Below are 22,175 nucleotides of genomic sequence, written 5' to 3' on the forward strand. Positions count from 1 at the left end.
AAGCCTTTGGTATGCCTATTTCGCTCCTATCTTGCTTTGTAATTATTTGATAGTTTTTATATACACTAAGAGCCTCGTCAGTTATCCTTGTTGTACCACCTTGCAGCACAAGACCTTGCTCGTTTTTGTCTTTAAATTTCACGCTATAAATGCTTTGCTGTGTATCTTTTATGAGCTAAAGAATTTATAAATTTCGTGCAATGTCTTTTATTATTTGCAAGAGCGTTTTGAAATTTGGCACTTTTTGACTGCTCTCTTTGAAGTATCCTTGCTTTTGCCCCAGTTACTACTGAGATATACTTTATAAAAATAGTCGTGACTTTTTTGGGAGGTGATTATAAAAATTTAATTTTTAAATTTAGCTCAAAAGGGCAAAAATGAAGAGTTAAATTTACTCTTCACTGCCTTCATTGATACCAAAAAATGTATCTGTGTGGATGTTTTCAAATGCTGCTTTAAGCGAAGTGAAGAGCTTTGGATTTTCTTTCTCTAAATTTGCTAGAAGTTGCTTGGTCTCATATCTAGCGTGTGGCATCTTCACGTCAAATCTCATCGCAGGACACGCCTCATCGCCAACAACTCTTAGCTCATTTTTGATCGCATTTTCGCGAAGCTGTCTCTCACGCACAAAGATAAATGGCCTGATCACGACGATGCCATTTTTTGCTTTATATTTTGGAGCAAGCGTCCTTAGCGCGCCATTGTAGGTGAAATTCATAAAAAAGCTCTCTGCTGCATCGTCCAAGTGGTGAGCGATCGCAAGCTTGTTAAAGCCGTGATTTAGCGCATAAGTGTAAAGATAGCCCCTTCTCATGCGCGAGAAAAAGCTGCAAAAGCTAGAATTTTTGCGGATCTTCTCCTTTGATATCTCAAATATCGAGCTATCGATCACCTCGTGCTCTATGCCATGCTCGTTGCAGTGCTTGGTAAGATATGCGTAGTCTTCGCCCATGCCGTAGCTTAGCGTCACAGCCTTAAACTCAAATTTCTCAGGCGTGACATTTTGGATGTGCTTTAGCACGTGAGCGAGTGCGAGGCTATCTTTGCCGCCGCTAAGACCAAGCAAGATCTTATCTCCGCCCTCTATCATCTTGTATCTAGCGTTTGTCTGACCAACTTGCCTTAGTAGCCTTTTGCTAAGCTCTATCATAAGCTCTCCACCATTTCTAGGATAAATTTAGCGCTGACGTTTGCTGAGTCTTGCAAAAATTTATCAAAGTCAAATTCAGCCTCATTGCCAGCTCCGTCGCTGATGGCTCTAAGGATGAAAAATGGCACGCCAAGCGTCTCGCAAACTAGCGCAACGCTCGCACCTTCCATCTCGGTAGCACTCGCGTTAAATATCTTTTTGATCCACTCTTTTTTCTCGTTGTCACAGATGAACTGATCGCCAGTTGCGATAATACCTGAATTTAAGCTCATGCCCTTTTTGCTAGCGACATTTTTAGCTAGCTCATTTAGACCTTCATCGCTTTTTACAAATATGCTAGTCCCTGGCACAAAGCCGTATGGATGCCCAAATGCCGTGATGTCAAGGTCGTGCTGCACAAGGCTAGTGGCATATAGCATATCGCCTATCTTTAAGCTCTCATCAAGCGAGCCAGCAACGCCCGTAAAAAGCAGCTTTGAAGCCTTAAATTTCTCTATCATCAAGGTCGCAGTGATCGCCGCATTTACCTTGCCGATCTTCGAGTAGGCGATGACTAGGTCCTTGCCTTTATAGTTTGCCTCGTAAAATTTGTTATTTGCATATTCGGTAGTTTTATACTCGCCAACCATCTCAAGGATCGGCGTTATCTCCTCTTGCATCGCTCCAAGTATCGCTATCATCTCTCCTCCAAAATCTTCACAACCTCTTCAAAGCTCGCCATGTCAGTGGCGCTGTATGTTGGTTTTTCTGTGATCTTTTTGTTTATGCCTTTAAGTGTCGCAGCACCTAGTTCGATAAAGCAATCAACCTCGTTTTCATAGTTTTTGATGCTTTGCTTATAGCGAACTGGATGCGTTAGCTGCTCTTTTAAAAGCACTAGCGCTTCGTTTTTATCAGTGTAAATTTTTGCATTTACGTTTGAAACGACTGGGGCAAAATTTGCAGCCAAAACGCCCTCAAGCTCGTTTGCTAGTTTAACGCTAGCTGGCTCAAGTATCGGGCAGTGGCTAGCTACTGACATATTTAAAAGCATCGCTCTTTTTGCACCTGCTTCTTTAAATTTTGCTTCGTATTTAGCAAGGTCAGCCCTCACGCCAGCTACAACTATCTGACCATCGCAATTGTAGTTCGCAGCGTAAATTTGCAGTCCCTCATCCTGAGCTTCCTTACAAATCCCCTCAACGACTTCATCGCTAAGACCTAGCACCACCATCATGCCGGCGTCTTTGCCAACGCAAGCTTCTTGCATAAATTTACCACGTAAATTTACAAGTCTAATCGCTTCAACAAAGCTAAACGCACCACTAACCGCAAGGGCTGTAAATTCTCCTAGCGAGTGACCTAGGCTAAACTCTGGCTTAGCTTTTATGCGCTCACTAAAAGCTAGATAGCTCATAAGCGAGTTTAAAACGATAGCAGGCTGAGTAAATTCTGTCTTATCTAGCTTGTCGTTTTGAGTAAATAAAAGCTCTTCAAAATCAATGCCTGTGTCGTTGCAAGCGTCATTTAATAGAAGTTTTGCCGAAGAGAAATTTTCATAAAAATCTTTCCCCATGCCAACACTTTGCGAGCCTTGACCCGCAAAAATAAAAGCAAATTTCTTCATTTTGACTTCTTAGTGGTGGTGATGTCCATGACCGCCGCAACCGCAACCACCTTCGCCATGTCCGTGACCGCCGCAGCACTCATGCTCGTGATCATGATCATGTCCTCCACAACCGCAAGTGTGAGCGCCTGCTACCATGCCAGTTGCTTTTTCATCTTCAGTTGCGTCTCTAACTTCTAAAATTTCAACATTAAATAGCAAGTCTTTGCCAGCGTATGGGTGGTTAAAATCAACTGTTACTTCATCATCTTTGATCTCTTTAACGATGACGCGAACACTTGAGCCATCTTCGTTTTGACCAAAAAGCTCCATGCCTTCATGTAGGTCTATACCAGCAAATTGCTCTTTTGGAAGTGACTGGATGGCATCTTTATTGTATTCGCCGCAACCCTCAACTGCTTTAATGTTTATAGTAGCTTTGTCGCCTGATTTTAGTTTGCTAACTTCTTCTTCAAGCTTTTCTATAATATGGCCATGTCCTGTAATAAAAGAAATTTGACCACCTTCTTGCATATTTGACTCTAAAATTTCGCCAGTATTAGCGTCTTTTAGTTCATAAAACATTGTTATAACTTGATCTTTACTCACAATAATCTCCTTGGAATTTAGTTTTGATTAATGTGAGATTATATCTAAAAAAGAGTAAATTTTAGTTTCTGTTGGGAGCGGCTTTGGCTTCTTTGCTATCTGGATAGCCTACTTTTAAAGCCTTATAAAACCTGTTGGCACTTTGAGTATCACCGATCTTATCAAAGCTTATAGCTGTGTGATACAAAAGTTTTGGAGTGTAATCAGCCTTATCTTCACTTTGTATACTTTTTTTATAGTATTGTATGGCTGTGCTGTATGATTTTTGACTATAAGCAACTTCACCTAGATAATAATTTGAAGCACCAGTTTTATAGCCTTTTTTATTTAAATATTCAAAATATTCAGCTGCTTCTGTGCTATTGCCAGAATTTAAAAGCTTAATGCCATCAGCTAAAATGTCTTTGTCGCTTTTGCCACTAAAATTTGAAGTTGGCTTATTTTGTTGTTTTGCATTTGCATTTTGCTTTGGTTGAGCAGCGTTTTTATCCATTATTGCACCTAATTTATTTAAGGCAGCAGTAATATTTTTATAGTTTTTATCTTGTATATCTCTAGTCTCATCAACATAAGCTTTTAATGATGTCAAACTTACACCAGAATCGCTTATACCGCCATTGACTTTGGTTTCGATATCGTTCATTCTTTGCTCAAGCTTGTTCATTCTAGCACTCATGCTCTCGATTAAGCTTTGCAAACCTTGAAGTTGCTCTGAAACATTATCCATGTTTTCTTCGATATTTTGAACGCTTCTTTTGTTGCTTAGAGTTGCCTTTTCATCATCTGTTAGTCCATACGGATTTGCGCTATCCATATTACCTGCATCAAATGCTGAAACTTCTTGAGCTGAACCTATAGAGAAAGCGGCTCCAAGAAGAGCCGCAATGATTATTTTTTTATTCATTATTACTTACAGATTAAGGAAGTACTTTGAAATCTGCACGTCTGTTTTGAGCGTCGCAAGCTTTTGTTTTGTCTGTACAAACTGGGTTGCTTTCGCCAAAGCTTACTACAGCGATTCTATCAGCGCTAACGCCATTTCTTACAAGAGCGTCTTTAGCACTTTTAGCACGTTTTAGACCAAGAGCATAGTTATACTCATCTGTACCCCACTCGTCGCAGTTACCTTCTACTTTTATAGAAAGAGCTTGAGCGTCAGCTTGGTTAAATACTGATGCATTTGAGCTAACAACACCTTGTTGGTCAGCTTTGATATTAAATTTATCAAAGTCAAAGTATACACTTTTAACTTGGCTCTCGATGTTAGCGATAAGAGCTGCTAATCTATCAGCATCACTCATGCTACCTGAGTTATCTGCAGATTGATTTGAATTTGCATTCATATCAACTTCAGGGTTTTTAGAGCTACAACCGCTCAACAATAAAGTTGCAACTGCAACACTTGCTAGAACTACTTTTTTCATTCCTTATCCTTTTTGAAAAATTTGGTCGAATTATAACATATTTTTTTTAAATATTACCAATCAATAGATTGAATTTTACCTACTTTTAGTGGAAATTGGAAACTTCTGTTTTCATTTAATCTAACAACGCCAAGCGAGCTTTGACCACCAAGTTCTTTGATAAATACGACACTTTGACCGTCACTTGAAAATCTTGGATAGTTATTTTTACCATTTGCTGTAAGCTGACGGATAAAATCTGTTTGAGTTGAGATTAGATAGATATTAAAGCCACCACTAGCCTCTCTACTTGAATAAACTACATAGTTTTCAAAAGTGCTTACTGAGTTGTTGTTTTTACCATGAAATACCATTTGCTCAACGCTTCCGCCTGAAGTTGCAGGTGTTGCAAAGATGTTTGGATATCCAAGTCTATCTGAGACAAAAACTATTCTGCTGTCATTATCTACGAAATTTCCATTTACATCAATGCCTGGATAGTTTGTGATCTGAGTTAATTTTTTGCTACCTGTATTATAGATGAAAATATCTGGTTGATCTTTTGGAGCCATAGTTAATAGAATTTTACTTCCATCTTTGCTAACATCAGATGCTATAAGCATACCCATACTATCTATTATCTTTGTTTTTGTGCCTGAATTTAGATCATATCTAAACAAAGTTGGTCTATTATTTACATAAGATGTATAGTAAAATTTACTCTGATCAGCGCCTGCCCATTTAGGGAAGATATTTAGACCGCCACTTACGATTGTCTTTTGATATGTAAGTGTGTAATCAGCCACTATAATAGAGCTTTGGCGAGCTGAAGTGTATTTTGCTAGAATGATAAATTTCTCCATCCAGCCAACTGGTGGTAAATTTAGCTCGTTTGTTAGCTCAACTATACTTTTGTGTGCCAAAAACGGATACTTTGCGCCATCTGGCATATTATAGACTCTCTCATACCTTGTAGTTGCAGTCTTTGCATCGATGAGTTTTACTCTTAAAGTAAGAGGTGAGCCCATAGAGCCCTCAAGAGCATATCTAAAGATAAGCTCAACACCTTTGTCACTCATTGTATTTGTAGCTGCTGTTCCTTCATAGCTTGAAGGCACGTGATCTTCGATAACCTCAAAGTCAGAGCTAACTTTCAAGTCGCCTAGCATGATCTTAAAGAATTTATCTTTAAAGCCTGCATCACTAACAGCTGTAGTTGCATCTTGCAAAGCTATCTTTGGCAAAGCAACACCTTGGTTTATAACAGATATGGTCGCATCAGCAGCATAAAGCCCTAGAGCAACGCACAAAAAAAGAAAAATTTTCTTCATCTCTACTCCGTAAATTTATAAATTTTAGTTTATTTTATCTTCTAAATTTAAATTAAAAGTAGTACTTTTGTCTGGATTAAATGGAAATTTCTCTGCAGTAAGCTTTTCCAGGCACTCTCTAACCTTTGCATTAAACTCTTCATTATATGATAGCTCTAAAATTTCATAGCTAAAATTTCCACTCTGATCTATCATGACTTTTACTTTGGCAAGATTTGCAGAGTCAGCTTTATAGCTTTGCCATCTTCTTTGAATTTGCTTTGTTATGGCTCCCATCAATGGATCATAAGTGCCGGTCATTTGTGACTTTGGAGCTGTTGGGTTTTGATCTATCTTTAAGCTCTTGATGATGTCGCTAGCCTCTTTTGCAGCTTTTGAGCTAGAAGCCTCGCTTTTTTTGCGACTTTGCACTTTATTTTCAGCCTTTTTTATACCATCATCTTTTTTAAGCTTAGTCGAGTCTATGTCGCTAAAGAGATCTTTTATATTTGGCTCTTTTGGTTTTGGCTTTTCAACTGGCTTTGGTGTAGGTTTAGGCTCAGGTTTTGGCTCTGGTTTGACATCCTCTTTAGGCTCTTCACTAGGTTTTGGGATTTCAGGCTTTGGTTCTGGTTTTTTAGGCTCAGGTTTTGGCTCTTCTTTTGGAGGAGTTGGCAAGCTTGGGGTTGGCAATGGCTCATCTGGCACAACAGGTTTATTTGTAGTCTCTTGTTTATCTTCTTCTGACTCTTTTTTAGGTTCTGGTTTTGTCTCTTTTACGACCTCTTTTGCTTGTTTTGGCGCTTTTATGGTTTGGTCAACTTCTCTATCAACCATAACTACATCCATAATAGCATCTTTGTCATCAGTATATTTTTTAGGAGGTTCGCTAAAAAAAGTAAGCTTTATAAACAAAGCAAGCACAATGATAATGTAAATACAAAACGCTACAAAAAACGAACTAAGCGTTGGAAATTTAACTTTATTAGGCATCTTAACCGTTTGTCTCTAAAGCTACTTTATTAAAACCAGCACCCTTTAAAGTCTTTAATACAAACATAACATCATCGTATTTTAAATTTTTATCAGCCTTTATATATATAGGCGAGGTTTTGTCATATTTTGCACTAATTAGTGCAATGTTATCTGGAAGTTCAGCAAGGCTCATTGTACTTTGATCTATTCTAACTTGTCCTTGTGCATTTATAGACACTATAAGATCTTTTTGTTTAGATGTAGATGTTTTTGCCTTTGAGCCATCTGGCAATGTTATATCTTCTTGATATGTTATAGTTGGCATTGTAACCATTAAAATAGCCAGCAAAACAAGCATGATATCAACAAGAGGCGTTATGTTTAGCTCTGGTGTTTCGTCGTCAAATTTAAGAGCCATCTATAACGTCTCGTCATCTTTTTTAAGTGCTATCATAACGTCAGCTTGACGCTCGATAACGCTCATTAATTCATAAGCTTTTCTTTTTATAAGCAAGTTAAATGTATATGCTGGGATGGCAACAAAAATTCCACAACCTGTCGCAACAAGCGCTTCTGAAATAGCTGGGGCTATAACTCCAAGAGATGAGCCTGCACCATTTCCTAGCTGCGAAAATGTCTCCAAGATAGATACGACTGTTCCAAAAAGACCGATAAATGGAGAAGTAGAAGCTATTACGCTAAGCCATGTAAGCCCACTTGTAGCATTTTTTTCGGCAATGCTTATGCAGACATTTAGCTTTTCTTTTGAGATTCTACCGCTTGCACATTTCTTTAAAGATGAGTCATTTGGTATATTCTTAGCGCCCATAAGCAATGCTTCAAGCGCATTTTGCTCGCGTTTTTGCCAAGCTCCTATGCCAGCCATTCTTGAAAAAAGAATTGTAAAACTAACTATAAAATATATTGACAACCAAGTTAAAACTATAATTGTAATAAAACTACTTCTTTGAATGTAATTTAAAAATATATCTATTCCGCCCACTTATCTTGCTCTCACTACATTTTCCATTTTTGATATAGTTGCTGCAAAAGCATTTGTATCACTGCTCATACTCTCTATCAAATTTCTAGCAGCTTCTAATGAATTTGCAAGCTCGCTTTCGCTGTTGCCAGAGACATAGACCGCGCCGTCAGCTAGTATAACTACTTTGCCCTCATCGATCTTTGCATAGCCCCAGTTGATAGCAACTACATCATGCTTTTTATGCTTATCTTCTATATCTATAATACCTGCTTTTAAAAGAGATATTAATGAGGCGTGGTTTGGCAAAACACCAAACTCACCCTCGCTACCTGGAAGCACTACACTACTCACGTCATCATTAAATATCTGACCTTGAGGAGTTACGATCTCTAAATGTAATTTATCCATTACGCTTCCTTTTTAAATTTAAGCCTTAAGTTTCTCAGCTTTAGCTAAAGCCTCATCTATATTTCCAACCATATAAAATGCTGCTTCTGGTAGATGGTCATATTTACCTTCCAAAATTCCCTTAAAGCCAGCGATATTTTCGTCAAGACTTACATATTTACCAGGGCTGCCAGTAAATACTTCAGCAACGAAGAATGGCTGAGATAAGAATCTCTCTATCTTTCTTGCTCTATCAACTGTTAGCTTATCTTCTTCGCTAAGCTCATCCATACCAAGGATGGCGATGATATCTTGAAGGTCTTTATATTTTTGAAGCACAGCTTGAACGCCGCGAGCTACCTTATAGTGATCTGCTCCTAAAATTTGAGGATCAAGCATTCTTGATGTTGAATCAAGTGGATCAACAGCCGGATAGATACCTTTTTCTGCGATCGATCTATTAAGAACTGTTGTAGCATCAAGGTGAGCAAAAACAGTTGCAGGAGCTGGGTCTGTAAGGTCGTCAGCTGGAACATAAACAGCTTGAACAGAAGTAATCGAACCTTTTTTGGTTGATGTGATCCTCTCTTGGAATTTACCCATCTCACTTGCAAGAGTTGGCTGATAACCAACAGCTGACGGGATACGTCCAAGTAGAGCTGACATCTCTGCACCTGACTGAGAGAAACGGAAGATGTTATCTATAAACATCAAAACGTCAAGTCCCATCTCATCACGGAAGTACTCAGCCATTGTAAGACCAGTTAGCGCGATACGGTTTCTTGCTCCTGGTGGCTCGTTCATTTGGCCATAGCACAAGGCAACTTTATCCAAAACGTTACTTTCTTTCATTTCGTGATAAAGGTCGTTTCCTTCACGAGTTCTCTCACCAACGCCTGCAAATACAGAATAACCGCTATGTTTAAACGCAACATTGTGGATAAGCTCCATAATAATAACTGTTTTACCAACACCAGCACCACCAAATAGACCAACTTTACCACCCTTTGCATAAGGAGCTAGAAGATCAACTACCTTTATACCAGTTTCGAAAATTTCACTCTTAGTGCTTTGCTCTTCAAATGGAGGAGGATCGCGGTGGATAGACCAGTGCTTATCAAAATTTATACCCTCGCCCTCGTCGATCAAATCACCAACTACGTTAAAAATTCTACCCAAAACTTTTTCGCCAACTGGCACACTTATAGGTGCACCAAGCGCTTTAGCCTCTAAGCCACGAGTAAGACCCTCACTCATATCCATAGCGATCGTTCTAACTCTATTATCACCTAGGTGAGCAGCAACTTCTAATATTAGTTTATGTTTCTTGCCCTCAACCTCAAAGAAAACTTCGATAGCTTCATTGATCTTCGGCAAGTAGTCATTAAAGTCAACATCGACCACAGGGCCCATAACTTGACTAATAACACCCTTCATTCATACTCCTTTTATTTCATTGATTCAACACCACTGATGATCTCGATAAGCTCAGTGGTAATAGACTCTTGTCTTGCTTTGTTGTAAGCAAGATTTAACTGTTTGACGCGTTGTTTAGCATTGTTTGTTGCATTATCCATAGCTTGCATTCTAGCGCTGTGCTCAGCCGCCAAAGAGTCAACTAAAGCATAATACATACTATACTCAAAATATTTATTGAGCAATTCATCCATAATCTTAGTATAGTTGTCCTCTGGCTCAAATTCCATCAAAGAATTTGTCTCAACCGCAACTATCTTAGAGGGCTCTATAGGCACAATATCATTTACTCTAATCTCTTGAGAAATCATATTTTTATAGCCATTGTGTATTAGCACAACCTTATCTGTTATGCCGTTTGTAAAATCATCAATAGCGTCTTTTATGATCTTTTGAGCTTTTTCATAAGTAGGAGAAGAGCTAGCTCCGACGTAAGTCTCAAGTAGTTCAACACCTTGAAAATTGAAAAATTCAATGCCTTTTTTACCAACAGCTCTTAGTCTAACTTTGATCTTTTTGGCTTTTAGCTCATCGATCATGCGCCTAACTGTCTTTATAGTCTGGACATTAAAGCCACCGCAAAGCCCTTTATCAGCGGTAACAAATATAATATCAACCTTTTCTACACTTTTTGTTGTGTTAAAAAATTTACTCTCAGTCATAACTGAAGCGTATTGATTGATCTTATAAGCTATCTCTGATAAAACCTCATTGATTTTAAGTGCGTAAACTCTAGAGTAGCGTGCAGCCTCTTCGGCTTTGCGAAGCTTTGCTGTTGAGACAAGCTTCATCGCACGCGTCGTCTTTTGAGTGTTCTGGACGCTCTTGATCTTTCGTTTTATATCTTTTAAATTTGACATATCTTAGCCCTAGTTAGCGGCAAAAGTCGCTTTAAAATCTTTCAACGCTTTATGTAAAATTTCTTCTACTTCTTTATCAAGAACTTTTTTAGTTCTGATCTGCTCAAAAATTTCAGGGTATTTTGCCTCGATATATGGATATAACTCAGCTTCAAATTTTGTTACATTTGCAGTTGCAACGTCATCTAAATAGCCCTTAGCACCAGCAAATATAATAACTACTTGATTCTCAACTGGAAGCGGAGAATATGGAGGTTGTTTTAGTACTTCAACCATCTTTTGACCACGCTCTAGTTGTTTTCTTGAGCTCTCGTCAAGGTCGCTTGCAAACTGAGCAAAAGCTTGTAGTTCGCGGTACTGAGCAAGGTCTAGTCTTAACGTACCAGAAACTTGCTTGATAGCTTTGATCTGAGCTGCACCACCGACACGAGATACAGAAAGACCAACGTTGATCGCTGGGCGGATACCTGAGTTAAATAGGTCGCTCTCAAGGAAAATTTGACCATCTGTAATAGAAATAACGTTTGTTGGAATATAAGCTGAAACGTCGCCCGCTTGTGTCTCAATAATAGGCAGAGCTGTCAAAGATCCAGCACCTAGTGCGTCATTTAGCTTACTTGCTCTTTCTAGAAGTCTTGAGTGAAGGTAGAAAACGTCACCTGGGTAAGCTTCACGACCTGGTGGTCTTCTTAAGATCAAAGACATCTCACGATAAGCAACCGCGTGTTTTGACAAGTCATCATAGATGATTAGCGCGTGGCGAGAGTTATCTCTAAAGTATTCACCCATTGTTACGCCAGCGTATGGTGCAAGGTATTGAAGCGCAGCTGCGTCACTAGCACCAGCGTTTACAACTATTGTGTAGTCCATAGCGCCATACTCTTCAAGTTTTTTAACGACTTGAGCAACGGTTGATTGTTTTTGACCGATAGCTACATAGATACAAATGACATCTTGACCTTTTTGGTTGATGATAGTATCGATAGCAACTGTTGTTTTACCAGTTTGGCGGTCGCCGATGATTAGCTCTCTTTGACCTCTACCGATTGGCACAAGTGCATCGATAGCTTTAATACCTGTTTGAAGTGGCTCATGAACGCTTTTTCTTGCCATGATACCTTTTGCTTTTTCTTCGACGAAGCGAGATTCAGTAGCTTCGATTGGACCTTTTGCGTCGATTGGCTCACCAAGTGAATTTACAACACGGCCGATCAATGCGTCGCCAACTGGCACACGTAGAAGTTTTTTTAGTCTTTTTACAGAGCTTCCTTCTGTAATGCCGCTAGTTTTTCCAAGGATAACTATACCAACACTGCTCTCTTCAAGGTTAAGAGCCATACCCTTTTCGCCGCTTTCAAACTCAACCATCTCACCAGCCATAACGTTTTTCAAACCATAAACGTTAGCAACGCCATCAGCGACTGAGATGACTTTACCGGTCTCTTCTACATCAACACTTAAATCAAAATTTTCAATACGCTCTTTGATTATCGTGCTAATTTCGTCAGCTTTAATTTTTGCACTCACGCTTTCACTCCTTTTTAAATTGCTTTTAATATATATTCACTCATTTGACTTTTTAGTCTGTCGATAGAGAAATTTACCTCGACACCTAAATCATCTAACTCAACTTTTACACCGTTGTAATCGCTCTTTGAGCCATCAAGCTTGATCTTAGAGTTAAATTTCTTAGAGAAATTCTCTTCCAAAGCTTTTAGCTGCTCAGCGCTTAGATCAAAATTTCCAACAACCTCGCCGCGATATGTATTTTCAAGTAAAGATTGCTCTATCTTCATCTCATCTAGTATCGCAGGTATAAGCTCTAGCCTTTTGTTTGCACCAAGAAGCTTTATAAAATTTGCAAATTTAACATCTTGATTTTTAACCAAAGATAGTACAAATTCAACCTTTTGTGAAGCCTTTAATGTCGGCAAACTTATAATGCTTTTAAATTTATCGCTAGCAAAAGCAGCAGCTAGTTCTGATAAATTTTCAACAAATGCATTAAGTTCATTGGACTTTACGTCGCTTAAGATCGCCTTTACGTATTTTTTAGCTACTACTTCATTCATTAGCTAACCTTTTTAAGTATGATATTTACAAGCTCTTTTTGATCGACTTTTAGGCTATCACTTGAGAAAATGTCGCTCAAAATTTCATTTACAACGCCTTTTGTCATCTTGCGCTCTTCAAATTCTTTTTGCTCTTTGTAGCCTTTTTCGATATTTGCGATATCGTTTTGAGCCTCTTTTTTAACTTTAGCAGCTAAATTTACAGCCTCTTTTTTCGCAGTTTCGATTAGAGCATTTGCATTTTGCTTAGCCTCTTCTACACGCTTTAAAACGTCATCTTTTTTAGCTTTTGACTCACGAAGCTTCTCTTGAATGCTCTCAAGCTTATTTGCGATCCTATCGATCCTGCTTTGATAAAGAGCTTTTAGTGGCTTAGCAGCAAAATAGACCAAAATAGCAAAGAAAAGTAAGAAGTTTAGCGTTCTCTCGACTATGTCGTAGTTTGTTCCACCATGCTCGCTAGCGTATGCTAGAAATGGAAGTGCTAGAAAAAATAAAATTTTTATCTTCATAAATTTCCTTTAAATTTTAGAGAGCTTAGCGTTTAAAGCTGCTCTAAGTTCAGGTAGTTTAGCTGATAGATCTGCCTTTAGGCTATCTTTTTGAGAGCTTAAAGCGTTTAAAAACTCATTATAATCAGCCTCTAAACTACTTTTTACCGCATTTATCTCTTTTAAAGACTCTTCTTTTGCCAAATTTAAGGCTTCTTGTCTTATTTTGTTAGCCTCAGATCTTGCATTTTGTATGATCTCCTCGATCTCTTTTTCATGAACGCTTAAGTCGCTTGCATTTTTGCTAGTGCTCTCTTCGTCATTTTTTATAGAGGCATTTCTGTCATCTATAAATTTAAGCATTGGCTTGTATAGCAAAGGATTTAAAATGGCGATCAAGACAAAGAGAACGATAGCCGTTAAAAGCATCAATGGCACATCTATTTCTAACATCCACTCTCCTTATTTTGTTATTAAGTTTTATTTAATATTCAAATCAAAGTCTGATTTTACAATAAAATACTAAAAATAAAAATAAATTTGTAATTCTATTTTAGCTTAGCGATAAATTCTTCTACCTGCGAAATGTCGCTAAATTCTAATATTAAATTTTTAGATTTTACTTTTGTTTTTATCTTCAAATTTTTAAAAATTTCTTGTAAATTTGATAACTTTTTGCTCATTTCCTCTGAAATTGGAGGCTTTGGCTCTTTTACTTCTTCTTTACTTTTTATCTTTTTTACTAAGATTTCTGTATCTCTAACACTTAGTTTTTGTCCGATGATCGTATCAACAACCATTCTTTCTTCTTCGCTACTAAGTCCTACGATGACTTTAGCGTGGCCTTGCGTGAGCTTGTCTTCTTGCAAAAGTCTTTGTGTGTAGTCGCTAAGTAGCAAAAGTCTCATTGTATTTGTTATCTGGGTTCTACTCTTATGGATGATGTTCGCTAAGCCATCTTGCGTGATCTTATACTCATTTATGAGCTCTTTATATGACTTTGCAAGTTCGATTGGATTTAAATTTTCACGTTGTATGTTTTCGATAAGCGCAAGCTCTCTTAAATTTTGAGACTTGATATCAGCGATGATCGCCTTTATCTTGCTTGCTCCAAGCATCTTTGTGGCGCGGTATCTACGCTCACCAGCTATTAGCATATAGCCGTCATCTTTTTTGATGACGATTATTGGTTGTATTAGTCCGTGTCTTTTGATGCTGGCGCTTAGCTCCTTTAAAGCCTCTTCGTCAAAATGCGTCCTTGGCTGGTAAGGGTTTGGTAAAATTTCATCTATATTTATCTCTTCGACTATCTCAGAGTCGTTTAAATTTGCGATCTCTTTGCTGTAGGCCTGCTCTACATCTTCAAGTATCGCGCTAAGTCCGCGCCCTAATCCACCTTTTTTCGCCATTTTTTTCCTTATTTTTTAGTTTAAAATACAATATGCCAAATTTTGATATGCGATCGAGCCTGGTGATTTTATATCATAAAGTATCACCGGCTTACCAAAACTTGGGCTTTCAGCAAGTTTTACATTTCTTGGGACGACTACAAATTCCTCCTTGCCGTCCTTGCTTTTAAAGAGCTTATTTTCAAAATGCTGCTTTAAATTTGCAATTGTCTCTTTTGAGAGATTATTTTGCGAGCTAAACATAGTTGGCAAAAAGCCCTTTATATTTAGCTTTGGATTTATCGTTTTTTTGATGATCTTAACTGTGTTTAGGATCTGCGCCAAGCCCTCAAGTGCGTAAAATTCGCACTGGATCGGGATGATCACACTATCGCTTGCGCTAAGAGCATTTATCGTGATGCTGCCAAGCGCTGGAGGACTGTCGATGATGATAAAATCATAGTCATCTACAACTTCTGAAATTTTGTTTTTAAGGATTAGTTTATAGTCTTTGCTTTGATCGTTAAATTCTTGCTCGATGCCGACAAGTCCAATGTTTGACGGAGCTAGAAAAAGCGTTGGGATCTCAGTTTTTAGCACTATTTGTGAGAGCTTTTTCCTATCTGTTAAGACGTGATAGATGTTAAACTCGTAGTCGCTTCTGCTAAAACCAAGCCCAGTCGTCGCGTTTGCCTGTGGATCGATGTCTATTAATAATACTTTTTTCTCAGCAACCGCCAGTGATGCGGCTAAATTTACGGCTGTTGTGGTCTTGCCAACGCCGCCTTTTTGGTTAGCTATTGTTATTATCTCGCTCATCTTAACGAATATACCTTTTCCCCATTTAATAATATCGCTCCATCCTCGCAAATTTCAGCATCCTGAAGCGAAACAGCTCTATTTGCAATATGCGTAATAAAACTTTTTGACTTGCAAAAGTCTATCCTAAATTTGCTAAAAATTGGCTTCCATAAAATCTTTTTATTAAGCATGCTAACAAAGCCCCAAACTAGCTCATCTACGCTAGCTTTTATATCCAAAATGCCCGCATTTTCAGGCGCGCTAGCTAAATTTATCCCCATGCCGCAAATGTAAATTTCATCAACTTTATTTGTCAAAGTACCGCCTATTTTACGATCGTCCACGTAAAAATCATTTGGCCATTTTAGCCAGCACCTTGAGCCAAGTTCGCTCAAGACTTCACGCATCAACATAGAAAAATATATCGAGATCGAGGGCGGAGGTATGTCACTTGGCAGCTCATCTTCGCCTATGCAAAATGACATAAATAAATTCCCGCCAAGCCCCTCCCAGCTGTTGCCGCGGCTGCCGATCCCTTTAGTTTGATTGTGCGCCACGATCATGTGCGGTGGCTTTATCTCTCCGTTTTTTAGGGCGTCTATCAAAAATTCCTGCGTCGAAGGCAGACTTTGAAAAAACTCTACTTTCAAATCACACCTTAAATTTATAGAAGTGATTTACTGGATTTTGTCCGCCGCCGATGATGACTGCGTTTTTGATAGCATTAAAGATATAATCATGCGCGTTTTTTACGCTCTCTTTTAGGCTAAGCCCATTTGCTAAATTTGAAGCGATCGCACTTGATAGCGAGCAGCCTGAGCCATGTGTCGCAGTCGTTTTTATGCGCTCGTCGCTAAAAATTTCATACTCTTTGCCATCATAAAATATATCAAGCGACTTGCCTTCTATCTCGCCACACTTTAGATAGACGCTCTTTGTGCCAAATTTCAAAAGCTCCTTGCAAGCCTCTTTTAGCTCGCCCTCGCCATTTAGCTCACGCTTTAAAATTTCGCGCGCTTCAAAGATATTTGGCGTGATCACGCTTGCAAGTGGGAAAAGCTCCTCCACGATCGCGTCTTTTGCAGCGCCCTCTAGCCAGATGTCGCCATTTTTACAGCTCATTACAGGATCTAGCACGACTGGCGGTAAATTTTTGATCTCTCTTAGCGTTTTTGCGACGCTTTTGATGATCTCAACGCTTGGGACAACGCCTATTTTTATCACATCAACTCTTATATCATCAAATATCGCTCTTATCTGATCCTCGATGAGCTTTGGCTCAACTAGCTGCATGCCAAATATGCCCTTTGTATTTTGAGCAGTGACCGCTGTGATCGCTCCCATCGCATATACTCCGTGTGCTATAAATACCTTTATATCAGCTAAAACTCCAGCTCCGCCGCTTGGATCAACCCCTGCTATACTTAGCGCATTTTTCATAACCGCTCCTTTAAATTTATTTTAATTCATCGCCAACGCTAAGGCGCTTACCATTTATATATGCTTTTGCGTTTGTTGGCTTTTTGCTTGGCTCTTGAAGCTCGTAAATTTTAACTGCCCCACCCTTGCAAGCAACCACGACGTGGTCCTTTTCTACGCTTAAAATTTCTCCGCTTTTGCCACTTTTTTCGCTTAGCTCAAGCGATAAAATTTTTAGTCCGCTTGCTAGATAAATCCCTGGCCAAGGTGTGAGCGCGCGAAATTTATTATAAATTTGCCCTGCCTCTTCATCAAAGCTAAAAAGTCCGTCGCTCTTGCTTATCTTTTTGCAGTGCGTGGCCTGCGCGTCGTCTTGCTTTTGTGGCTTTAAATTTTCAAAATTCTTAAGCACTTTTACGATTAGCTCGCCGCCAAGCTCGCCTAGCTCACTAAAAAGCTCACTTGACATCTTACTCTCGCAAGGCGTGTAGATGAAGTCTAGCATATCGCCAGTGTCAAGCCCAGCGTCCATTAACATAGCTGTGACGCCAGTTTGCTTCTCGCCTGCTAAGATCGCGCTTTGGATTGGGCTTGCGCCTCTATATTTTGGCAAGATTGAAGCGTGTAAATTTATACAAGTTACCACGTCAAGCACGCTCCCAGGCAAAATTTTGCCATAAGCTGCCACCACGATAAATTTAGGCTCAAATGCCTTTAGCTCAGCAACCACCGCCTCATCTTTTAGCGTATTTGGTGTAAAGACTGGCACGCCTACTAGCTCATTTTGTGCGTAAATTTTGACCTCACTTGGGGTTAAAATTTGCTTTCTGCCAACTGGCTTATCAGGCTGGGTAAAGACCGCTTTTATGTTAAAGCCAGCTTCTTTTAAATGCCTAAGTATCCTAACAGCATAATCAGGCGTCCCCATAAAAACTACATTCATCACTTTCCTTTAAATTTCAACGACTTTTATTTTGATCTGCGTTTTTACTGCTTGGCGGCCAAGAGGCGCATGGATCTTTCTGCCAGCTAATCTTTTGCAATACCAAATTTCTTAGCTCATTAACGCTAACTTTGCCATTTTGATCGGCATCTAAGCTCTTAAATTCCTCACTAGTGCATAGATCTGGCGCTATTTTTAGTTCAGAAGGCGCCTTGCACGCCACCCACTCATCTAAATTTAGCATGCCGTCGCGATCTATGTCATTAAAATCCAAAAACATATATATTGGATCCGCTGGATCGCAGCTATATGCACCAAGACAAAATAGCATAATGCAAAAAATTTTCTTCATTTTATCTTCTTAAATTTTTAAGTTTAAAGCACCAAAAATTCGCAACTCAAAGCTCCTTTTTTAGCAGCTCAAGCAGTGCAAATTTAAGCTCGTCGATGTTCTCGTTTGTCGCTGATGAGATCGGCAAGACAAAGTATGGCTTTTTCGCGTCAAAGCTGTATAGGTCTTGCTTATAGACAAATTTACCAACTTGTTTTGGCTCTAAATTTATACTTTTCATAAATTCTTTTATATTTTCATCTAAATTTTCAGCCGCATCGACTCTGGTGATCGCGATAGCATAGTCCCTGCTAGCAAGCACACTTGAAAATTTAGCAACCTCCTCTTTTAGCACGCTAAACTGCTCGCTCATGCTTCTGTAGTTCGCACTATCTATCATAAAAAGCAAAATTTTATTTCTCTCGATATGCTTTAAAAACTGCACGCCAAGTCCGCGTCCATCACTTGCTCCCTCGATGATGCCAGGGATATCAGCCATGACAAAACCGCTAAACTCATCGACCTCGACAAGTCCGAGCTTTGGCGTAAGCGTGGTAAATTCGTAGTTTGCTATCTGTGGTTTGGCGTTTGAGACGGCTGAGATGAGGGTTGATTTGCCGACATTTGGAAAGCCAACAAGTCCCACGTCAGCTATCAGCTTTAGCTCGAGCCTGACCTCTACGCTCTCTTCTGGCATGCCCTTTTGAGCGTACTCTGGAGCTTGGTTGATAGAGTTTTTAAAGTGAAAATTTCCTAGTCCGCCCTTGCCACCTTTTAATAATAGCGTCCTTTGCCCCTCTTCTACCATGTCGCAAAGCAGCTCATTTGTCTGTGCGTCATAGACTGCCGTTCCTGGTGGCACGATGAGCTCTAGGCTCTCGCCCTTTTTACCAGTCATTCTTTTGCCCATGCCAGCCTCGCCGTCGCTCGCTCTCATCGCCCTTTTGCCCTTGTAGTTTGCCAGTGTGTGGGTGTTGTTGTCGCAGACAAAATATACATCTCCGCCGTCACCGCCATCACCGCCGTCTGGACCGCCTAAAATGACGTGCTTTTCGCGGCGAAAGCTTACTGCACCAGCTCCGCCATGCCCTGAGCTTAGGGTTAATTTCACGCTATCTATAAACATTTTTTACCTTAAATTTATCTATTATTTAGTTTGAATTTTAGGCGAGATTATATCTTTTAAATGATTAAAATTTGTTTTGCGTTTAAAATCTCACTTTGCTTTTAGCATCTGATAAATTTATAAAATCAGCCAAATTTTTGCCTAAATTTCATAAAATGGCGCAAAAGGATAGAGAATGAAAACACTTACGATTATTGATACTTTTGGCTTCTTTTTTAGGCTTTACTACGCTATGAGCGGGCTTAAAAATCGCGAGGGCAAACCAAGTGGCATGATAAGTGGCTTTGCAAATTTCATAGCGAGCCTAAAAGATGAGTACCAAAGCGACTACCTCATCTTCGCACTTGATAGCAAGGGCAAGACCCTGCGCCACGAAATTTTGGGCGAATACAAAGCAAACAGGAGCGAGCCGCCAGCTCAGCTAAAAGAGCAGCTGCCAGTTTGCATAGATATGATAGAAAAAATGGGACTTTACAGCCTTAGCCGCGATGGCTACGAGGCCGATGACATCATCGCGAGCGCGGTTAAAATTTGCAAAGACAAAGATATATTTGTGCGAATAGTCACGCATGATAAAGACCTTTACCAGCTCATAGAGGACGGCAAAGTGAGCATCTACAGCCCACAAAGCAAGATCGACCACGATAGCGCTAGTTGCTTTGAAAAATATGGCGTCTATCCAGCTCAGGTGAGGGACTTTCTAGCCATCGCAGGAGACAGCTCAGACAACATCCCAGGTGTCAAAGGTATCGGCGCAGTGGGAGCTAAAAAGCTTTTGGCTGAGTATGGCAGCTTAGAGGGAATTTATGAAAATTTAGCCCTTATTAGAAACGAGCGCACCAAAAATATGTTAGCAGCCGCAAGAGACGAGGCGTTTTTGAGCAAAAAACTAGCCACGCTCTTTGATGATGCGATCACTTCGCTTGATCTTGAGCAGTCCAAATTTCCAGAGCAAAATCCTTTGATAAACATCTCAGAAATTTTAAAAGAGTACGATCTAAACAGGCTTCTTAAGAGCTTGCAAAAAGAAGAAAATGCTGAATTTAAGCTTGGCTTTAGAGCAAATTTACTACTTGATGAGGCAAGCATCGAAAAGCTACTCTCAAGTGTCACGCCAGAGACCATAGTCGCCTTTGACACTGAGACCACGGGCGTTGATAGCAAGAGCGCAAAGATCGTTGGTTTTAGCTTTTGCTTTAACGACGAGGACGCCTACTACGTGCCAGTGGCCCACAACTACCTAGGCGCGCCAAAGCAAATAGACCTAAAATTTGCCACTTGGGCGGTAGGGCAAATTTATAAAGGTTGCGTGATCGGACAAAATTTAAAATATGACTTTGAGATCGTGAAAAACAACCTTGGGCTCAATCCTCCAGCAAATTTTAAAGATACGATGATACTTGCGTGGCTTAACGATCCAAACTCAAGTGTCGGCATGGACGCGCTGGCAAAGAGACTTTATGACTACGACACGATCAAATTTGAAGATGTGGTCAAAAAGGGGCAGACTTTTGGCGATGTGCCGCTAGAAAATGCCGCTAAATACGCGAGCGAGGACGCTTGGATAACGCTTAAATTTTATAAAACTTTTCAAAACACGCTTGATAAAAATTTACTAGCCCTTGCCGATACACACGAGTTTCCTTTTATCCTCACGCTCTTTGACATGGAGCAAAACGGCATCAAGATAAACGAAGCTAAGATGCAAAAGCTCATCCTTGAAAACGACACCAAACTAAAGGCGCTAACAAGCGAAATTTACGAGCTAAGCGGCGAAAATTTCAATATAAACTCCGTAAAACAGCTTGGCGTCATACTTTTTGAACACCTAAAACTCCCAACCAAAAAGAAGACAAAAACAGGATATAGCACCGATGAGAGCGTGCTAGCTGAGCTTACGGACGCTCATCCAGTGATAGAGAAAATTTTATCTTACCGCGAGCTATATAAACTACAAAGCACCTACTGCGAGCCGCTTTTGGCGCTTGCGAAAAAGGATGAGGGCTCACGAATTTACACGAGCTTTTTACAAACTGGCACGAGTACTGGCAGGCTTTCAAGTAAAAATCCAAATTTACAAAATATCCCAGCTCGTGGCAGCCTCGCAAAGGACGTCAGAGAGTGCTTTGAGGCGCGCGAGGGATATAGCTTTGTGGGGCTTGACTACAGTCAGATCGAGCTTAGACTGCTAGCTCACTTTAGCCGTGATCCTGCGCTGCTTGAGGCGTTTAAAAATGACGAAGATATCCATGCAAGGACGGCTATTAGTATATTTGGTAGCAGCGACGGGCAAAATAGAGCCGTGGCAAAGAGTATAAATTTTGGCCTAATTTATGGCATGGGCTCAAGCAAACTGGCAAATCAAGTAAATATCACAAGAGCCGAGGCAAAAGAGTATATAGAGCGCTATTTCAAGGCATTTGCGACGATCAAAGACTTTTTGGAGAGCATAAAAATTTCAGCCAAAAACGACGGCTTTGTGCAGACACTGCTTGGCAGAAAGCGCTACTTTGACTTTAAAAGTGCCACACCTATGCAAATAGCGATGTTTGAACGCGAGGCGGTAAATACGGTCTTTCAAGGCTCCGCGGCAGATCTAGTTAAGATGGCGATGGTAAAAGTTAGAGCAAATTTAGATGAAAAAGCGAGTATGTTGCTTCAGATCCACGACGAGCTGATCTTTGAAGTAAAAGACGAGTTTGCGCAGGAATTTGGCAGAGCGACGCAAAAGACGATGGAGGAAATTTACACGCTAAATGTGCCACTTAAAACATCGCTAAATATCGCCAAAAACTGGGGCGAGCTGAAGTAGAGTAATTTTGGGCTGGCCTATCTAAATTTAAATGAGCTAGCCTATTTTTATC

Annotated in this window: 25 protein-coding genes; 1 reads left to right on the forward strand and 24 read right to left on the reverse strand. The window is 39.8% G+C overall.

Annotated elements, in window-relative coordinates:
* Positions 1-391: 391 nt before the first annotated feature.
* The 24 genes from CVS91_RS06920 to obgE form a co-directional block, all read right to left on the reverse strand.
* A complete protein-coding gene (locus CVS91_RS06920; RefSeq protein ID WP_021093450.1) occupies positions 392-1,150 on the reverse strand; it encodes a tRNA 2-thiocytidine biosynthesis TtcA family protein in 759 nt (252 codons plus the stop codon).
* Positions 1,147-1,830 (reverse strand): 5'-methylthioadenosine/adenosylhomocysteine nucleosidase, encoded by a 684-nt coding sequence (locus CVS91_RS06925; RefSeq protein WP_021084954.1) that lies wholly within the window; start codon positions 1,828-1,830, stop codon positions 1,147-1,149. Before CVS91_RS06925 ends, CVS91_RS06920 begins: the two co-directional genes overlap by 4 nt.
* Positions 1,827-2,756 (reverse strand): ACP S-malonyltransferase, encoded by a 930-nt coding sequence (gene fabD / locus CVS91_RS06930; protein ID WP_107831224.1) that lies wholly within the window; start codon positions 2,754-2,756, stop codon positions 1,827-1,829. Before fabD ends, CVS91_RS06925 begins: the two co-directional genes overlap by 4 nt.
* 9 nt (positions 2,757-2,765) lie before the next feature.
* Entirely contained in the window at positions 2,766-3,350 is a 585-nt protein-coding gene (locus CVS91_RS06935; RefSeq protein WP_234409687.1) for an FKBP-type peptidyl-prolyl cis-trans isomerase, read from the reverse strand.
* A 55-nt stretch (positions 3,351-3,405) separates the two neighbouring features.
* On the reverse strand, positions 3,406-4,248 hold the full coding sequence (locus CVS91_RS06940; protein ID WP_107831228.1) for a tetratricopeptide repeat protein: 843 nt from the start codon (positions 4,246-4,248) through the stop codon (positions 3,406-3,408).
* A 13-nt stretch (positions 4,249-4,261) separates the two neighbouring features.
* Entirely contained in the window at positions 4,262-4,768 is a 507-nt protein-coding gene (locus CVS91_RS06945) for an OmpA family protein (RefSeq protein WP_002939415.1), read from the reverse strand.
* A gap of 53 nt (positions 4,769-4,821) precedes the next feature.
* Positions 4,822-6,078 (reverse strand): Tol-Pal system protein TolB, encoded by a 1,257-nt coding sequence (gene tolB, locus CVS91_RS06950; protein ID WP_021086247.1) that lies wholly within the window; start codon positions 6,076-6,078, stop codon positions 4,822-4,824.
* Positions 6,079-6,102: 24 nt separating this feature from the next.
* Positions 6,103-7,050, reverse strand: a complete 948-nt coding sequence (locus CVS91_RS06955) for a TonB C-terminal domain-containing protein (protein WP_002939376.1) — start codon at positions 7,048-7,050, stop codon at positions 6,103-6,105.
* Between the two features lies 1 nt (position 7,051).
* Entirely contained in the window at positions 7,052-7,450 is a 399-nt protein-coding gene (locus CVS91_RS06960; protein ID WP_107831230.1) for a biopolymer transporter ExbD, read from the reverse strand.
* Positions 7,451-8,035, reverse strand: a complete 585-nt coding sequence (locus CVS91_RS06965; RefSeq protein ID WP_009294341.1) for a MotA/TolQ/ExbB proton channel family protein — start codon at positions 8,033-8,035, stop codon at positions 7,451-7,453.
* Positions 8,036-8,425 carry an ATP synthase F1 subunit epsilon gene (gene atpC, locus CVS91_RS06970; protein ID WP_002939398.1) on the reverse strand — a complete coding sequence of 130 codons (390 nt, stop codon included), beginning with the start codon at positions 8,423-8,425 and terminating at the stop codon, positions 8,036-8,038.
* A gap of 18 nt (positions 8,426-8,443) precedes the next feature.
* Entirely contained in the window at positions 8,444-9,841 is a 1,398-nt protein-coding gene (gene atpD / locus CVS91_RS06975; RefSeq protein WP_002939420.1) for a F0F1 ATP synthase subunit beta, read from the reverse strand.
* Between the two features lie 11 nt (positions 9,842-9,852).
* A complete protein-coding gene (atpG, locus tag CVS91_RS06980; protein ID WP_002939426.1) occupies positions 9,853-10,740 on the reverse strand; it encodes an ATP synthase F1 subunit gamma in 888 nt (295 codons plus the stop codon).
* A 9-nt stretch (positions 10,741-10,749) separates the two neighbouring features.
* On the reverse strand, positions 10,750-12,267 hold the full coding sequence (atpA, locus tag CVS91_RS06985) for a F0F1 ATP synthase subunit alpha (RefSeq protein ID WP_009294343.1): 1,518 nt from the start codon (positions 12,265-12,267) through the stop codon (positions 10,750-10,752).
* 14 nt (positions 12,268-12,281) lie between these two features.
* Positions 12,282-12,812 carry a F0F1 ATP synthase subunit delta gene (locus CVS91_RS06990; protein WP_103578919.1) on the reverse strand — a complete coding sequence of 177 codons (531 nt, stop codon included), beginning with the start codon at positions 12,810-12,812 and terminating at the stop codon, positions 12,282-12,284.
* On the reverse strand, positions 12,812-13,324 hold the full coding sequence (locus tag CVS91_RS06995; RefSeq protein WP_012001332.1) for a F0F1 ATP synthase subunit B: 513 nt from the start codon (positions 13,322-13,324) through the stop codon (positions 12,812-12,814). Before CVS91_RS06995 ends, CVS91_RS06990 begins: the two co-directional genes overlap by 1 nt.
* Before the next feature lie 9 nt (positions 13,325-13,333).
* A complete protein-coding gene (locus tag CVS91_RS07000) occupies positions 13,334-13,756 on the reverse strand; it encodes a FoF1 ATP synthase subunit B' (protein ID WP_009294346.1) in 423 nt (140 codons plus the stop codon).
* Positions 13,757-13,851: 95 nt separating this feature from the next.
* The gene (locus CVS91_RS07005) at positions 13,852-14,712 is read right to left on the reverse strand and encodes a ParB/RepB/Spo0J family partition protein (protein WP_107831232.1); all 861 of its coding nucleotides are present in this window, start codon (positions 14,710-14,712) and stop codon (positions 13,852-13,854) included.
* A gap of 15 nt (positions 14,713-14,727) precedes the next feature.
* Entirely contained in the window at positions 14,728-15,510 is a 783-nt protein-coding gene (locus CVS91_RS07010; RefSeq protein ID WP_002939402.1) for a ParA family protein, read from the reverse strand.
* On the reverse strand, positions 15,507-16,142 hold the full coding sequence (locus tag CVS91_RS07015; RefSeq protein WP_107831234.1) for a biotin--[acetyl-CoA-carboxylase] ligase: 636 nt from the start codon (positions 16,140-16,142) through the stop codon (positions 15,507-15,509). Before CVS91_RS07015 ends, CVS91_RS07010 begins: the two co-directional genes overlap by 4 nt.
* A 1-nt stretch (position 16,143) precedes the next feature.
* Entirely contained in the window at positions 16,144-16,932 is a 789-nt protein-coding gene (gene thiD / locus CVS91_RS07020) for a bifunctional hydroxymethylpyrimidine kinase/phosphomethylpyrimidine kinase (RefSeq protein WP_107831236.1), read from the reverse strand.
* A 16-nt stretch (positions 16,933-16,948) separates the two neighbouring features.
* Entirely contained in the window at positions 16,949-17,854 is a 906-nt protein-coding gene (gene fmt / locus CVS91_RS07025; protein WP_107831238.1) for a methionyl-tRNA formyltransferase, read from the reverse strand.
* 16 nt (positions 17,855-17,870) lie between these two features.
* Positions 17,871-18,206: a GDP-mannose dehydrogenase gene (locus tag CVS91_RS07030; protein ID WP_107831240.1), complete on the reverse strand. Its 336-nt coding sequence runs from the start codon at positions 18,204-18,206 to the stop codon at positions 17,871-17,873.
* Positions 18,207-18,252: 46 nt separating this feature from the next.
* Complete coding sequence (gene obgE, locus CVS91_RS07035) at positions 18,253-19,311, reverse strand: GTPase ObgE (RefSeq protein WP_107831242.1); 1,059 nt, start codon at positions 19,309-19,311, stop codon at positions 18,253-18,255.
* A 175-nt stretch (positions 19,312-19,486) separates the two neighbouring features.
* On the opposite strand from obgE, the gene polA reads away from it, so the two are divergent.
* The gene (polA, locus tag CVS91_RS07040; RefSeq protein WP_107831244.1) at positions 19,487-22,123 is read left to right on the forward strand and encodes a DNA polymerase I; all 2,637 of its coding nucleotides are present in this window, start codon (positions 19,487-19,489) and stop codon (positions 22,121-22,123) included.
* The last annotated feature ends 52 nt before the right edge of the window (positions 22,124-22,175 follow it).

Origin of the sequence: Campylobacter concisus (assembly GCF_003048985.1) — a bacterium.
In the GTDB taxonomy this organism is placed as follows: Bacteria; Campylobacterota; Campylobacteria; order Campylobacterales; family Campylobacteraceae; genus Campylobacter_A; species Campylobacter_A concisus_AY.